Origin of the sequence: Actinosynnema mirum DSM 43827, from assembly GCF_000023245.1 — a bacterium.
GTDB classification, from domain to species: domain Bacteria; phylum Actinomycetota; class Actinomycetes; order Mycobacteriales; family Pseudonocardiaceae; genus Actinosynnema; species Actinosynnema mirum.
On record NC_013093.1, the window covers coordinates 3,163,111 to 3,178,807 of the forward strand.

A 15,697-nucleotide genomic window follows, 5' to 3' on the forward strand; every position below is an offset into this window, starting at 1 on the left:
CCCCGCGGTTCCTTCGCCCACCGCACGGTCAAACCCATTCCGGGCCATTTTTACGCGCTATTCCTGAAGCAGTTTTTCACCCGATGAGGTGTGCAATTGTCCACGTCCGGGTATCTGGTCAGTGACACAAAGCCACCGCATCGGGAGGAGGGCGTCATGCCCTGGGTCCGTCAGCACCGCAGGCACGTCCCCGGCAGCTGGTTCCGCACCACCACCGTCCACCCGCACCACCGCCGCCGCGCGGGCAGCCTGCCGCTGATCCCGGTCGCCATCGGCGCCGTGGTGGCCATCCTGGTGCTGCTGCTCATCATCTTCTGAAACACCCGGAACCACCTGCCGGGGGCGGCGCGAAGCGGACGACGACTCCGCCGCGCCGCCCTCGTGCGTGATCGTTGAAGTGCGTGAGCGATCCCCGTCTTCCGGGGCCCGTTCCGCTGGGCCGACGCGTGGGCCCTGCTCGCCGCCGTCGCCACCCTGCTGCTGATCGCCGCGGCCTGCCTGGCCAACGCCGACCACTGAGCCGCGCTCGTCGCGCTCCTCTGCTCCGCCCCCCTCGCCCGGGGCGCCTCCACCGTGGTGCGCGCGCAGGTGGTGCTGGAGAAGGGCGCGGTGCGGATCACCGGCGACATCGAGCACCCGGTGATCCCGATCGGCGACATCCGGGACGTCGAGGTCGTCTCGACCACCAGCGCCGTCGGCCTCTTCATCAGCTACCCGGTCCTGGTCAAGGCCGAGGACGACTGGGAACCCCTGCGACCCCTGCGCCGCCTGGACGTCGACGGCCGTCCGCATCCCGACGTGGTCGCGCGGGCCAGAGCCCTGCACGACCACGTTTTCGGCGCAGACCCTTCCGCCACACCGGACCACCTCCGATAACCACAGTCGCGCAGGTGGTTGTCGGGGGTCTGTCAGATGGAACGGCGGCGTGGTCCTGTCCGAAGGCGCCCTGCAGGTCCACCACCTGGAAAAGCGCGAGTCGATCCTCCCTCGACCATCCGCGAGGTGGACCTGGCCACTTTCCACCTGGGCCCGCTCACGCTGGCAGCCCCACCTGACCGACAGCGGTCACAGGCCCCTCCGCCTGCTTCTCGCCCCACCTGCACCGCCACGACCCCGGAGGTCCCGGCCCAAGCGGAAGCGCTCCGCGTCCACATCCGCGCAAGCGCCACCCGGCCCGAGCGCACTCCCGGGAGCTGATCGCTCGGCCAGCCGCTCCCCGCCCGCTCCACCGCCTCTGCGCCGGTCACCGCATCCGCAAGTGATCTTCCTTGCTCTTTTCGCGCCCCTGGCAACCAACTCCAGGTGCGCCCGATCACTTGCGCGCTCAGCGTGTTGACCTGACTCCGCAGCGCACGCAAGCTGTGCCCGCTCTGATCAACTTAACGCGAGGCTCACGAGGTTTCGCGGTGCGTCCGGCAGGGAGCGCAGTCGTGCATCGCAGATCAACACCCTGGTTCCACCACCCCTTCTTCCGCAGATCCATCGCACTGGGCACCGCCGTCATCCTCGGTGCCGCCCTCGTCCAACCGACGGCCAACGCCCAGCAGGCCCCGGTCCAGGCCCAGCTCCAACCGGGCAAGGCCGAAGACCTCCCACCGCTTCCCAGCCACCCCGGTGACGCCGTCACCCCCGAGTGGCCTGCGGGCGACTACGGGCAGTTGGAGCAGGCCGCCCCCCGGATCGCCGACCCCGACGCGCCCGCCCGCAAGGCCGCGGGCGAGCAGGTCGGCTACGTCGAGGGCGAGTCGAAACTGGTGGAGCGCAAGCCCACCACCGACATCTACGCCAACCCCGACGGCACCAAGGCCGCCAAGCTCTACCAGGACGTGGTCAACGTTCCCGAGGACGGCGACGGCGCGCTCGTGCCCGTCGACCTCACGTTGGAGAGCGAAGGCGGCCGCATCAAGCCCAAGCAGGCCGCAGCCCAGGTCAGCCTGCCCGAGCGCACCGACGGCGACGCCGCCATCTCCGTGACCACCCCGGAGGGCGGCCAGCGCGCCTCGCTGGAGTTCGAGGGCCTCGCCGACCGGGCTGCCGAGATCGACGGCCAGATCGCCACCTACCGCGACGTCCAGCCCGGCGTCGACCTGGAGCTGTACTCGATGGCCTCCGGTGCGAAGCACGTGTTCGTGCTGCACCGCGCTGTCGAGGAGGTCGAGTGGCACTTCACCCTGGACGTCCCGCCCGGCCACACCCCCGAGCAGCAGAGCGACGGCGCGATCCTGGTCAAGGACGCCGACGGCGCCGTGAAGTTCGTCGTGGCCGCCCCCAAGATGTGGGACGACGTGCGTGACGAGCGCTCCGCGGAGTGGCGCACCGGCCCGGTGACCCAGCGGCTCGAACGCGCGGGCGACACCTGGAAGGTCGTGCTCGTCGCCGACCGCGCCTGGGTCGACGCCCCCGAGCGCAAGTTCCCGATCAAGGTCGATCCCGGCCTGCACACCCTGTACGCGGCCTTTGACGCTTATGTCTCCGATGCCTTCAAGGACACGAACTACGACGTGGACTGGGAAAGCGGCCTCGGCTACGTCAACAAGGTCGGCTACTGGCCCGGCGCGGGGGAGAACCGCACCTACGCGTTCTACGACTTCCTGCCGCACGTGTGGGGCAAGCAGATCGTGAACGCCACGTGGAACGCCTACTGGGTGAACTCGCACCTGGCCACCCCGACCAACGTGCGCATCCGGGACGTGGCTTGCGACTGGGGCCGCACCTCGATCACCTGGAACAACCAGCCCTGCCTCGGCGCCGCCACGAAGAACTCCACCGGCGTCGGCGGCAAGCCCACCACGATCGACATCACCGACTGGGTCGCCTGGTGGGCGGGCGGCGGCGGCAACTACCGCGGCATCGCGGTCGACACCACCGAGGGGCAGAACGGCTGGAAGAAGATGGCCGCAGCCGAGGCGGGCCCCAGCGGCGGCGCCTCGGCCGTGATCATCAGCTACAACGACCACCCCACCCAGCCCGCGAACCTCGGCTGCACCGACTGCACCCCCCACAGTCGGGAGGTGCAGCTGCGCGTCAAGAGCGATGACGCCAACAACGACAAGCGCATCGTCCAGTACTTCGTCTCCACCGAGACGAACGTCATGGACACCTACTTCGCGTCAGGTCAGGCGGAGATCCAGCCGGGCCAGGGCGAAGCCGGCTGGCAGCCGCCGAAGGAATCGTTGCGCTGGAACCAGAAGTACTTCTGGCAGGCCCGCGTGCGCGACGACCACATGCCCTCCGGTTCGTGGGTGTACTCGTCGGTCTGGAACTTCACCCCGATCAACCAGACCCCGCCGGTGCCTCCGCAGAACAAGCCCGTCGACCGAGCCGTGGTCTCCACCAAGCAGCCGGTGCTCGGCGCCGGGGCGGTGACCGACCCGGACGCCGGTGACGTCGTCCAGTACGAGTTCAGCATCGCCACCGGCAAGGACGGCCGCACCGGCCTCGTCGCCAAGTCCGGCTGGATCGACAAGCCCGAGTGGACCGTGCCGAACGGCGTCCTCAAGGACGGCGTCGGCTACACCTGGACCGTGCGCAGCCGCGACCGTGACCAGGACTCCTGGTCCCAGTACGCCGCCGCCCGCCAACTGCGCCTGGACATGCGGGTCGGCTCCCAGTCCGTCGTGGCCACGGACACCACCGGCCCGTTGAGCATCAACCTCGCCAACGGCAACCTCAGCACGGGCCTCTCCACGCCGAGGATGAGCACCGTCGGAGGCGAGGTCGGCCTGAACCTGGCCTACAACTCACTGCTGGTCGAGGAGTCCGGTCTGGTCGGCTCCTACTTCACCGGTGACTCCCGAACCGGCATCCTCGACACCGAGGAGCCCGTGCTGGTGCGCACCGACCCGCAGGTGTCGTTCAACTGGGGCGACCAGTCCCCGTACGATCCGGTCGTGGGGAGGGACGGCTTCCGCATCCGCTGGCAGGGCTTCCTGAAGGTGCCCACCTCGGGCTCCTACGCCCTCGGCGGTCAGTACGACGACGGTCTGCGCGTGTGGATCGGCGACGACAAGGTCTTCGACCAGTGGACCGACAACTGCACTTGCGGCGGTCCCGCCAAGTTCGACGGCGCGGTCGCCAAGCAGCTCAGCGCGGGCGTCGCCTACCCCGTCCGAATCGAGTACCGCGAGTTCTCCGGCCCCGCCGACATCGCGCTCTGGGCCCGGCACGGCGACGGCCAGGCCGTCCCGGTGCCCGCCTCCTGGTTCACCCCCACCGCGTCCGCGCTGCCATCCGGTTGGACTCTGTCCGCCGACGTGGCCGCGGTGGGCAACGGCTACACCAAGGCGAGTCTGACCGAGTCCGGCGTCACGATCACCGACAGCACCGGTGCCTCACACGCGTACAGCAAGACCTCCGACGGCGGGTACCGACCGCCCGCGGGGGAGTACGGCACACTGTCCCGCGACGAGGGCGGCAAGCTCACCCTCATCGACACCGATGGCTCCACCCACGTGTTCGGCGCCTCGGGCCAACTGGAGGCGGTCACCTCGCCCGCCGACGCCCGAAAGCCCGCAGCGGCGCGCCTGGAGTGGACCCAGTCCGACCTGACCAGTCCCGTCCCCAGGCTGACGAAGATCACCGACCCGGTGTCGGGCCGCGCGATCACCCTGCACTACGCCGGTGACCAGGCGTGCGCGCCCCCTGGCGGCTACCACCCGACCCCGCCGGGCTTCCTGTGCGCGGTCAAGATGCCCGACGGCGCCACCAGCAACCTGTTCTACCTCAACGGAAGGCTGGGCCGCTTCCAGAACCCCGGCGGCGAGTACCACGACTTCGGGTTCAACGAGCACCACCTGCTCGACCAGCTGCGCACCCCGCTGGCGATCGAGTGGATCGTCGCCGACTCCCTGAAGCGCGACTCGTACGCGCCGAACTACCGCGTCGACTACGACGGGCCGACCAGCAGGCGCGCTGCCAAGCTCTCCTCGCCGGAACCGACCGGCTTCGAGCAGAACCCCACGCGGCGCGTCCAGCACACCTACTCCTACGGCTCCGACTCGACCGAGGTCGCCATCGTCGGCATGGCCACCGGTCCCGGTTTCGCGAGGAAGGTCACCCGAGACCTCGGCGGCCGCACCCTGACCGACACCGACGGCTCCGGGCGCACCAAGCGCCACGAGTGGGCCGAGGACGACAAGCAGCTCTCGGTCACCGACTCGGCGGGCCGCAAGTCCACCACCGTCTACGACGCCAAGGGCAACCCCACCGAGTCCTACGGCCCGGCGCCCGCCCGCTGCTTCGGCGGCGACCGCCGTCCGCTGGCCCCGGCCCCTGAGGGCTGCGACAAGATCCCCACCAGCCGGACCGGCTACGACGAGGGCTTCACCGGCCTGGGCGCCACCTGGTGGAACAACCCCTCGTTCTCCGGTGACGCCACCGCCTACAGCACCTCCCCGGTGAACACCGACTGGCGGGCCTCCGCGCCCGTCACCGACGTCGACTTCACCTCGGCGCTCTCCGGCCGCCTGACCGGCGCGCTGGACGTGCGGACCGCAGGCTCCTACGAGTTCTCCACCACCGAGGACGATCCCTCGGACGGCCTGCGCGTCTACGTCGACGACAACCTCGTCCTCGACCGCACCTACTCCTCCCAGGTCCTCGCCAGCGGCCCCCTCGGCTACTGGCGGCTGGGGGAGAACACCACCACCATGCGGGACTCCTCAGGGCACGGCCGCGACGGGACCTACTCCGGTTCCGCCAAGCAGTGGCAGGCCGGAGCGCTCCCGGACGACCAGAGCACGTCGGTGGACTTCCACGGTGGCCAGGCGCAGGTCGCGCCCGCGCCGTTCGACCTGGAGGGCGCGCTCACCCTGGAGGCGTGGGTCAAACCGCGCCCGAACGACGCCAAGGGCGGCTGGCAGGACATCATCAGCCGCTGGAACGGCGGCGACGACAAGGCGATGCCCTACGAGTTCACCATCACCCCCGAGGGCAAGCTGGAGTTCCGGCAGATCGGCGCGACACCCGGCATCCGGCGGACGGTGTCCGACGACTCCGTGTCGCTGAACCAGTGGAACCACGCCGTCGTCACGCGCGGCGCCGACAACCAGATCACCTTCTACCTCAACGGGAAGAAGTCCGGCGGCGCCAAGCTCGCGGTTCCGGCCAAGGTCAATGCCGTCCCGCTGACCATCGGCAACCGGCCGGGCGGCGCCACCACCGATGCCCTCCTCGACGAGGTCGCGGTGTACGACCGGGCGCTCACCGAGAAGGAGGTTGCCGGGCATAGCGGCGCGGCGGGCGCGGTGAACACGCCCAAGACCAAGAGCACCCTGTCCCAGGGCAGTCACCGCGTTCGGGTCGAGTACTCGCAGCGCGCGCTCACCGGCAACCTGACCAGGGAAACCGGCGCGGCCGCCGTGCTGTGGAAGCGTGACGGCGAGACGGCCACCACCGTGCCCGCCGACGTCCTCACCCCCGACTACGGCCTGACCACCTCGACCACGACCGCCGACTCGGACAGCAGGCCCGACCGCAGGACCACCACGTCCTACACCGGGGAGGGGCACGACCCGGCGTACGGCCTGGTCACCTCCACGGCGCTGGACCCCGCAGGCCTGAACCTGGTCAACGGCACCGGGTACGAGAAGCCCGGCGACGGCCTGCTGCGCCGGACCACCCGCACGCTGCCCAGCGGCACGCCGATGGCCCACACCTACTACGGCAACACCGAGACCAGGCCCAATCCCTGTCAGCCGGGGGCTGAGCCGGTTGTCCAGTCCGGGTTGAGCAAGACCTCGGGCGGGGTGTCCGGCCGGGTCGACGAGCGGGTCTACGACCTGCGCGGCCGGGTGGTCGCCGAGGCCGCGCCTGGTGGCTGGACCTGCACCGCGTACGACAGCCGGGGGCGGATGACGAAGATCGCGCACCCGGCGAGCGGCTCCACGCCGGCCCGCGTGGTGTCCTACGACTACGCCGTCGGCGGCGACCCGCTGGCGACCTCGGTGTCCGACTCCGCGGGGACCATCACCACCAGGGTCGACCTGCTGGGCCGGATCGCCTCCTACACCGACGTCCACGGCCTGACCACCATCCCGGAGCTGGACCTCGGTGGCCGGGTGGTCCGAGAGACCACGAAGGCGCCTGGCCAGGCCGGTGACCTGCCCGCGACCGAGACGACCTACGACGACGCAGGTCGTGTGCTCACTCTCCGCGTCGGCGGAGAGCTGGTGGCCACCGCCACCTACGACAGCGCCGGTGAGCTGTCCGGTGTCACCTACGGCAATGGTTCCGCGCTCCGCTCGCTCGGACAGGACGCGTCCGGGCGGGTCACGTCGCTGGCGTGGCGCACCTCGGACGGCCGCGACGTGGTCTCCTCGGTGACCAGGTCGAAGTCCGGCATGGTCGTGGACGAGTCGCTGGGCGGGGTGGACGCCCGCCCCGACGGTCCGAACTACTCGTACGACGCGGCGGGCAGGCTCGTGGAGGCCTACGTCCCAGGCCACCACTACAGCTACGACTTCACCTCCCCCGTACCCCAGGGGTGTCCCGAGGGGACGGTCGGCAACGCTGGTCGCAACACCAACCGGGTCCGCTTGGTGGACCGCACCGCGTCCGGCACCACCGAGACCGGCTACTGCTACGACAGCGCGGACCGGCTCGTCGCCGTGGTGGGGGACACCCAGGTGACGGATATCCGCTACGACGAGAGCGGCAACACCACCCGCTTCACCTCGGGCGGCTCGACCACCCACCTGGAGTGGGACTCCGAGGGCCGCAACACCTCGGCCCGCTCGGAAGGCGTGGATCCCGCCGAGGTGACCTACCGGCGTGACGCGCAGGGCCGCATCGTGGAGCGCGTCGAGGTCGTCGGCGGCAAGAGCAGGGGCAACAGCTACGGCCACACCGCTGACGGGGACACCGCGGACGTGATCCTGGACGCGGCAGGCCAGGTCGTGTCCAGGACGGTGTCGCTGCCCGGTGGCGCGCTGCTCACCCTGCGCGGTGACGGCACCACCTACGATCACCCGAGCGTGCGCGGCGACCTGGTGCTCACCACGGACGCGAAGGGCGAGCAGGTCGGCGAACTGCCCTTCTACAGTCCGTTCGGCGAACCGCTCAAGCCCAACGGCACGCCCGACGCTGACGCCGTCCCGGACAACCTGCCGGACGGGGTCGACTACGGGTGGCTCGGCCAGCACCAGCGGCCGTACGAGCACGCGGGGGCGCTGTCGCTGGTCCAGATGGGCGCACGGCCGTACAGCCCGCTGCTGGGGCGGTTCCTGTCGATCGACCCGGTGGACGGTGGCAGCGCCAACGATTACGACTACGCCAACGGCGACCCGGTCAACCAGCTCGACCTGGACGGCAACTGGCCGGACTGGGGGAAGGTGGGCAGCTTCGTCATGAAGAACCGAGGCACCATCGCCAGTGCTGGCGCCGCCGTGGGCTGCATGCTCACGGGCCTGCTGGCCTGCGGTATTTTCACTGCAGGAGCCTACGCGGTCAATGCCCAGCAGCGCATCGCTGAACAGGGCTTCCGCAAGTCGCTCAAGGCGAACGCGGCCGACCTGGTGCTCACAGTGGGCACGTTCGGCTTGTTCACGGTTCCCGTGGGGCTCGCCACCAAGGTCGGTGGGACAGGGCTTCGCGCTGGAGTCTCCAACACGCCCAAGGCGCTGCAGAAGGCGAACCGCCCGGTGAACAAGAACACCTACGCCCAAAAGCAGATGGTGGCTGTCAACGTCATCAGCACGGTCGTCGACCCAGGGGTCGTCAAGGCTGCTTTCTGCGTCGCGAAGCAAACCGCTCGGCGAGTTGCCTGCGCGTTCTGACCAGAGGGTGGTGCGCACGAACCTCTCGTGCGCACCACCCCGCCCTGTCCCGGACCTGAACTGAGTAGGTTGATCCCGTGATTCTCCAAAGCCCATTCCGCTGGATCGCCACGTCGGGCTTGTTCTGTATCGCCCTCGTCATGGCCTTTGTCGCCGCTGTCTGCATCGTCTACGACGATTACTGGGCGGCTTTTCTCTTCTTCCTGTTCGCCGCCTTCGCCGTTCTCATGGTCGTGCTGGGCCTGCGTCAGCACGTGGTGCTGGAGGAGGGCGTGGTGGGGCTGCGCACCGAGTGGCGGACCAAACGGATTCCGGTGGCGGACATCCGAGACGTGGACGTGGTGAAGATCCACGTCGGTTTCGTGCTCCCGGTCAGCTTCCCACGCCTGTGGCTGGACGAGGAGAACGTCGAACTGCTGTTCATGCTGCGCCAAATCACCTTCGGCGAGGAGAACCCGAAAGTGATCGCGCAGGCCAAGGCAGTGCACGACCACGTCTTTGCCGGTCGCGCCGTCCCGGATGAGGTGGACAAGCCCGAGGGCTGACCCGCCCGCCCTTCACCCGGCGGTGGTGGCCGTGCCCGCCTCCGGCTCCGTCCGCCGTTCCGGCACCGCCGCCGCCGCTTTCCACTGCTTCAGGTCCCGGTTCGCCATCGCCGGGTGTCCCGCCGTGTCCCGCTGTCCGCCCTGCGACTCCGAGCCCAGCGCCGTTGCCGCCGCCAGTGCCAGCGTGGCGTGCGCCTGCGCCCGCGTCAGCAGTTCCCCACGCACGGCGGCGTCGCTGGTCTCGTCCGCCTCGGTGAGGCAGTCCTGCGCCCTGGTGTAGTGCTCCGCTCCGGTCATCACCCCATCGTCGTGACCGGTTGCCCCTTTCGGAACCGCTGGCCGGGCGGTATCGAATCGGCCTCATGAAACGGAGCGCCGCTCGTCACCGGGAAGAGAATCACCCGCCAACCCTCCGGTGCAGCAACCCGAACCGCGACCACATCCCCTCCGCGGTCTCTATCGACGCCGCCGTCCGCTCCGGGTCGATCGCCGCCAGCTGCGCCACCACCGCCTGCGCCACCGCCACCCCCGACGTCAGCGACGGGAAGAACGCCACCCCCTCCGCCGGGACCAGCAGCACCTCCTCCGCCGCCGAGGACAGCGCCGGGCTGGCCGCGTCCGTCACCGCGAACACCCGCGCCCCCCGCGACCGCGCCTCGTTCGCCGCCAGCACGGTGCTCTCGTACAGCCGCCAGAAGCTCACCGCGATCAGCACGTCCCGCTCGTCCACGGCCGCCACCGCGTTCGCCAGCTCCGCGTCCCCGCCCGACACCGCCACCACGTCGTACCCGGCCAGCCGCGCGTTGTGCGCCAGCGCCGTCCCCACCGCCGCGTAGCTCCCCGCCGCGATCACCAGCGTCCGCCGCGCCCCCGCGATCGCCCGCGCCACCACCCCGAGCACGCCCTCGTCGAGCCTGCGGTGCAGCAGCGCCAACCCGTCCAGGTCCCGCCGCAGCGACGCCGACCCCGGCGACCCCGACCCCGGCGGCCCCGAGTCCAGGTGCTCGGCCGCGACCTGCGGCGCGCTCAGCGACGACAGGTACCGCGCCCGGATCTCCTGCTGCAACGCAGGCCACCCGGCGTACCCGAGGGCCTGCGCGGTCCTGGTCACCGTCGCCACGTTCACCCCGGCGAGCTGCGCCAGCTCGGCCGTCGACCCGAACGACGCGCGCCTGGGCTGCGACAGCAGCAGCTCCAGCACCGCCGCCGCCTTGGGCCGCAACCCCCGCTCCGGCACGCGCCCGCGCAACCACTCGTCGAAGCTGTCGGTGCTGGAAGGGGTCCCGGTCGACACGCTCGACACCGTACGCGGTCCCAGCACGTGGACCACCGCGACAATCCCGTAACACGGTGAATCTGCAACAACTATTGCAAATGGCTGAATCTGCACTATACGTTGCCTGCCAACATCCGGCTGGACCAGCACCCGCGGAGGGTTCGCATGTCCCTGTTGGCCCGTTTGGACCGCCTGCCGCTGAGCCGTCCCCACTACGGCCTGCTGCTCATCGGCGGTCTCGGCTACACCTTCGACGGCATGGACTCCGCCGTCGTGGCCTTCCTGCTGCCCAGCGTCCAGCAGGTGTGGGGCCTGGACAACGGGCACCTCGGCCTGATCGGCTCGGCCACCCCGTTCGGCTTCCTGTTCGGCGCGGCCATCGCGGGCCTGCTCGGCGACCGCATCGGCCGCAAGAAGGTCATGATGTACGCCCTGGCCTTCTACGCGGTGTTCTCCGTGGTCGCCGCCTTCTCGCCCAACTACGAGGTCTTCCTCGGCGCGCGGGTCCTGGCCGGCGCGGGCGCGGGCGCGGAGAGCGCGATCATCGCCCCGTTCCTGTCCGAGTTCGTCCCCGCCAAGCGGCGCGGCTGGTTCGTCGGCGCGCTCGCCGGGTTCTTCTCGTTCGGCTTCGTCATGGCCGCCCTGATCGGCCGGTTCGTCGTCCCCGCCTCCGAGGACGGCTGGCGCATCGCCCAGCTCATCACCGCCCTGCCGATCGTGATGCTGCTCTGGTGGCGGCGCTCGCTCCCGGAGTCCCCGCGCTTCCTGCTCCAGCAGGGCAAGACCGCCGAGGCCGAGAAGGTCGTCGCCGACCTGGAGGCCCGCGTCGAGAAGGCCACCCGCCAGCCGCTCCCGCCGGTCGAGGAGAGCGCCACCGCCACCGGACCGGTCGCCGACACCCCCAAGGTCACGCTGCTCAGCGCGCTGAAGTTCCTGTGGAGCCCGGCGATGGCCAAGCGCACCGCGGTGATCTGGCTGATCTGGTTCGTGATCACCTTCTCCTACTACGGCTTCTTCTCCTGGATCCCGACCCTGCTGGTCCAGCGCGGCATCACGGTTACCAAGAGCTTCGAGTTCTCGATCATCATCTACCTGGCGCAGATCCCCGGCTACTTCTCCGCCGCCTGGCTCACCGAGCGCCTGGACCGCAAGAACACCATCGCCCTCTACCTCGCGGGCTCGGCGGTCAGCGCGTTCTGGCTGTCCCAGACCGAGACCCCGCTGACGATCACCCTCGCGGGCGCGGTGCTGTCGTTCTTCCTCAACGGCACCTACGCGGGCGTCTACTCCTACACCCCCGAGGTGTTCCCGACCTGGGTCCGCGCCACCGGCACCGGCCTGTCCAGCGCGTTCGGCCGCATCGGCAGCATCCTCGCGCCCACCATCATCGGCCTGTCCGCCGCCAGCCTCGGCTTCGCGGGCGTCTTCGGCCTCACCACGGCGGTGCTGGTGGTCGGCGTGGTGTGCGTGGTGGTGTTCGGCCTGTCCACGGCGGGACGATCCCTGGAAGACCTGACCGAGCGGGGCGGACCCGCCGACACCGCGAAGGAGATGGCCAAGTGAGCCTGGAGAACCTGGAGCAGCGGGTCCGCGAGGAGGTCGGCGTGCGGCTGTTCACCGTGCTGGCCTGGATCCCCGAGCGCAAGGCGCTGCGCCGCGTCCACAGCAGCCACCCCGAGCAGTACCCGGTCGGCGGCGAGAAGACCGTCGAGGTCGCCGCGGGCTGGATCGACCGCTGCATCACCCACGCCGAGCCGTACTTCGGACCGGACCGGGCCGCCGTGCGCGAGATCTTCGCCGACCACGACCTGATCGAGTCCCTGGGCTGCGGGACCATCGTGAACGTGCCGGTCCTGGACGGCGACCGCGTGCTCGGCGTGCTCAACCTGCTCGACGCCGAAGGCGCGTACACCGGGGAAACCGTTGCGGCGGCACAAGAACTGGCCCCGCTCGCCGTCCCCGGGCTGCGCGCCGCCCTGGAGGAGGCCCGATGAGCCTGCTGCTGCGCGACGCCGTCCTGCTCGAACCCGCCACCGGCGAGCGCGTCGAGGCCGACCTGCGCGTCGCCGAGGGCCGCATCACCGAAGTGGGGCAACGACTTCCGGCCCCGGACGGCACCCGCGTGCTCGACGCGCGCGGCGCCGTCGTCATCCCCGGCCTGATCGACGCGCACGTCCACGTCACCGCCTCCACCGCCGACCTCGGCGCCCTGCCCGCCCTGTCCCCGTCCTACGTCACCGCGCAGAGCATCCGCGCCATGGGGGAGATGCTCGACCGGGGCTTCACCACCGTCCGCGACGCCTCCGGCGCCGACTGGGGCCTGGCCAAGGCCCAGCTCGACGGCCTGGTGCGCGGACCCCGACTGCACTTCTGCGGCAAGGCGCTGAGCCAGACCGGCGGCCACGGCGACGTGCGCACCCCCGGCGTCGCCGTGCACGACTCGCACCAGTGCTGCGCGGGCCTGGGCCGCGTCGCGGACGGCGTGGACGCGGTCCGCACCGCCGCCCGCGACGAGCTGCGCAAGGGCGCCCACCACCTCAAGGTCATGGCGGGCGGCGGCGTCAGCTCGCCCACCGACCGGGTCGACTCGACCCAGTACTCGATGGACGAGCTGCGCGCCGTGGTGGAGGAGGCCGAGGCCGCCAACCGCTACGTCGCCGCCCACGCCTACACCGCCCGCGCCATCAACCGGGCCCTGGAGGCCGGGGTCCGCTCCGTCGAGCACGGCAACCTGCTCGACGCGAGCAGCGTCGAGCTCTTCCTGGCGCACAACGCCTTCCTGGTGCCCACGCTGGTCACCTACTGGGCGCTCAAGGAGGAGGGCGCGCGGTTCGGCCTGCCCGAGGCCAGCGTCCGCAAGGTCGACGACGTGCTCACCGCCGGTCTCGCCGGACTGGACCTGGCCGCGCGCGGCGGCGTCCGCCTGGTCTACGGCAGCGACCTGCTCGGCGGGATGCAGCGCCACCAGAGCCGGGAGTTCCTGCTGCGCCGGGAGGTCCAGGACGCGCTGGACGTCCTGCGCGCCGCCACCAGCTCCGCCGCCGAGCTCCTCGGCGAGGTCGGCGAGATCGGCACCCTGGCCGTCGGCGCCCGCGCGGACCTCGTCGTGCTGGAGCGCGACCCGGTCGAGGACATCACCGCGCTGACCGGGCCGTCCGCGATCCGCTGGGTCGTCCAGGACGGCGAAGTCCGGGTGGGATAAGGGAAAACCGGCGGGGGCGCCCCAGGGACGACGTCCCGCACGAGCGCCCCCGCCGCCCGCTCACGACCGCAGGTAGGCCAGCACCGCCAGCACCCGCCGGTGCCCCGAGTCGTCCGGGTGCAGCCCGAGCTTGCCGAAGATCGACCGGATGTGCTTGCTCACCGCCGTCTCGCTCACCACCAGCAGCTCCGCGATCCGCCCGTTCCCGTGCCCCTCCGCCATCAGCGACAGCACCTCCCGCTCCCGCGCGGTCAGCGACCGCACCGGGTCGTCCACCCGCCGCCGCACCAGCAGCTGCGTCACCACCTCCGGGTCCAGCACGGTCCCGCCGTCCGCGACCCGCCGCAGCGCGTCCAGGAACTCCTCCACCCGCCCGACCCGCTCCTTGAGCAGGTACCCGACGCCCCGCGCGCCCCCGGCCAGCAGCTCCTGCGCCGACGAGTCCGCGACGTGCGCCGACAGCACCAGCACCGGCAACCCCGGCACCAGCTCCCGCGCACGGGCCGCCGCCCGCAGCCCCTCGTCGGTGAACCCCGGCGGCAGCCGCACGTCCACCACCGCCACGTCCGGCCGGTGCTCCACCACGGCGGCCACCAGGTCGTCCCCGTCGTCCACCGCCGCCTCGACGGTCAGCCCCTCGCTCTCCAGCAGCAGCACCAAGCCCTGCCGCAGCAGCGCGTCGTCCTCCGCGATCACGACGCGCACGGCAGCTCCACCCGCACCAGCGTCGGCCCGCCGACCGGGCTGCTCACCGTCGTCGTCCCGTCGAACGCCCCGACCCGCCGCCGGATGCCCGCCAGGCCCGACCCGCCGCCCTCGGCCGCGCCGCCACGCCCGTCGTCCCCGATCTCGATCACCAGCTTGTCCGCCTTGGCCATCCGCACGCTCGCCCGCTCCGCCCCGCTGTGCTTGCCGATGTTGGTCAACGCCTCGGCGATCACGAAGTACGCCGCCGACTCCACCGCCGCGGGCGCCCGCCCCACGCCCTCGGTCGTCAGCGTGCACGGCACCCCGCAGTCCGCCACGAGCCCCGCGACCGCCCCGTCCAGCCCCTGCTCGGCCAGCACCGGCGGGTAGATCTGCCGCACCACGCCCCGCAGCCCGGACAGCGCGTCCCCGGCCGCGTCCCGCGCCCGCAGCACCAGCGGCAGCGCGGAATCCGGGTCCCGGCGCAGCGCCCGCTCCGCGATGCCCAGGTGCATCACCACCGCCACCAGGCGGTTCTGCGTGCTGTCGTGCAGGTCCCGCTCGATCCGCCGCAGCTCCGCCCCGTGCGCTTCGAGCGCCTCGGCGCGGCTCGCGGTCAGCTCCGCCACCCGCCGCGACAGCGCGACCCGCTTGCCGGGCGCGAGCAGCCACCGCGCCACCCGCGCGTGCCGGTCCGCCAGCCACGGGAGCAGCGCCCACGCCAGCCCCAGGTACAGCGCGGCGGCCAGCGGCATCGTCGCCGCCCACCCCCACGAGGTCACCGGCCACGGCGCGCCCACCGGGTCGTCCGCGGGCGCCACCCACCAGTAGGCGGGGACCAGCAGGCTGTTGAGCGCGGCCAGCGGCAGCACCGCCCCGAACGCGGAGGTGATCAGCCCCGCCGTCCCGTCGAGCGCCAACCAGCACGCGGCCCTCGGCAGCGGCCCCTCCGGCACGGCCCGCCCGGTCCTGGCCTCGACCCGCGCGCGCTCCCGCCCGGCCCAGCCGCGCAGCGCCGCCCGCGCCCTCGGCGCGAGCAACCAGCCGACCCCGACCGCAGCCGAGGCCCCGACCAGCATCAACGCCGCGAACAGCCAGAGCGAGCCGAACCCGCGCAGCGCCCCGACCCCCAGGTAGTGCGCGGCGTCCCGCCACCGCAGCCACCGCCGCATCATGGCGGCAAGGGTATAGCTGGCACCATCAGGAACTGTCA

11 protein-coding genes are annotated in these 15,697 nt (G+C 71.5%); 7 read left to right on the forward strand and 4 right to left on the reverse strand.

Annotated features, from left to right (window positions below):
* Positions 1–156: 156 nt before the first annotated feature.
* The 4 genes from AMIR_RS40220 (at position 157) to AMIR_RS13770 (ending at position 9,319) form a co-directional block, all read left to right on the forward strand.
* On the forward strand, positions 157–318 hold the full coding sequence (locus AMIR_RS40220; protein ID WP_015801570.1) for a hypothetical protein: 162 nt from the start codon (positions 157–159) through the stop codon (positions 316–318).
* A 255-nt stretch (positions 319–573) separates the two neighbouring features.
* On the forward strand, positions 574–876 hold the full coding sequence (locus AMIR_RS13755; protein ID WP_015801571.1) for a hypothetical protein: 303 nt from the start codon (positions 574–576) through the stop codon (positions 874–876).
* A 554-nt stretch (positions 877–1,430) separates the two neighbouring features.
* On the forward strand, positions 1,431–8,774 hold the full coding sequence (locus tag AMIR_RS41805) for a LamG-like jellyroll fold domain-containing protein (protein ID WP_015801572.1): 7,344 nt from the start codon (positions 1,431–1,433) through the stop codon (positions 8,772–8,774).
* Between the two features lie 77 nt (positions 8,775–8,851).
* Complete coding sequence (locus tag AMIR_RS13770) at positions 8,852–9,319, forward strand: hypothetical protein (protein ID WP_015801573.1); 468 nt, start codon at positions 8,852–8,854, stop codon at positions 9,317–9,319.
* Positions 9,320–9,331: 12 nt separating this feature from the next.
* Here AMIR_RS13770 and AMIR_RS13775 read toward each other — a convergent pair whose 3' ends face one another.
* Together AMIR_RS13775 and AMIR_RS13780 are read right to left on the reverse strand one after the other, a co-directional pair.
* Positions 9,332–9,616 carry a hypothetical protein gene (locus tag AMIR_RS13775; RefSeq protein WP_015801574.1) on the reverse strand — a complete coding sequence of 95 codons (285 nt, stop codon included), beginning with the start codon at positions 9,614–9,616 and terminating at the stop codon, positions 9,332–9,334.
* Positions 9,617–9,716: 100 nt separating this feature from the next.
* On the reverse strand, positions 9,717–10,622 hold the full coding sequence (locus tag AMIR_RS13780; protein WP_015801575.1) for a MurR/RpiR family transcriptional regulator: 906 nt from the start codon (positions 10,620–10,622) through the stop codon (positions 9,717–9,719).
* A gap of 138 nt (positions 10,623–10,760) precedes the next feature.
* Here AMIR_RS13780 and AMIR_RS13785 point away from each other — a divergent pair, with 138 nt between their 5' ends.
* Genes AMIR_RS13785 through AMIR_RS13795 form a run of 3 tightly spaced genes read left to right on the forward strand, consistent with a single transcriptional unit; the run spans position 10,761 to position 13,797 of the window.
* Positions 10,761–12,158, forward strand: a complete 1,398-nt coding sequence (locus AMIR_RS13785; RefSeq protein ID WP_015801576.1) for an MFS transporter — start codon at positions 10,761–10,763, stop codon at positions 12,156–12,158.
* A complete protein-coding gene (locus AMIR_RS13790; protein ID WP_015801577.1) occupies positions 12,155–12,589 on the forward strand; it encodes a GAF domain-containing protein in 435 nt (144 codons plus the stop codon). Before AMIR_RS13785 ends, AMIR_RS13790 begins: the two co-directional genes overlap by 4 nt.
* Complete coding sequence (locus tag AMIR_RS13795; RefSeq protein ID WP_015801578.1) at positions 12,586–13,797, forward strand: metal-dependent hydrolase family protein; 1,212 nt, start codon at positions 12,586–12,588, stop codon at positions 13,795–13,797. Before AMIR_RS13790 ends, AMIR_RS13795 begins: the two co-directional genes overlap by 4 nt.
* A 60-nt stretch (positions 13,798–13,857) precedes the next feature.
* Here AMIR_RS13795 and AMIR_RS13800 read toward each other — a convergent pair whose 3' ends face one another.
* Both AMIR_RS13800 and AMIR_RS13805 read right to left on the reverse strand, forming a co-directional pair.
* Complete coding sequence (locus AMIR_RS13800; protein ID WP_015801579.1) at positions 13,858–14,502, reverse strand: response regulator; 645 nt, start codon at positions 14,500–14,502, stop codon at positions 13,858–13,860.
* The gene (locus AMIR_RS13805; protein WP_015801580.1) at positions 14,490–15,659 is read right to left on the reverse strand and encodes a sensor histidine kinase; all 1,170 of its coding nucleotides are present in this window, start codon (positions 15,657–15,659) and stop codon (positions 14,490–14,492) included. The genes AMIR_RS13800 and AMIR_RS13805 overlap by 13 nt, the downstream gene beginning before the upstream one ends.
* Positions 15,660–15,697 lie beyond the last annotated feature (38 nt).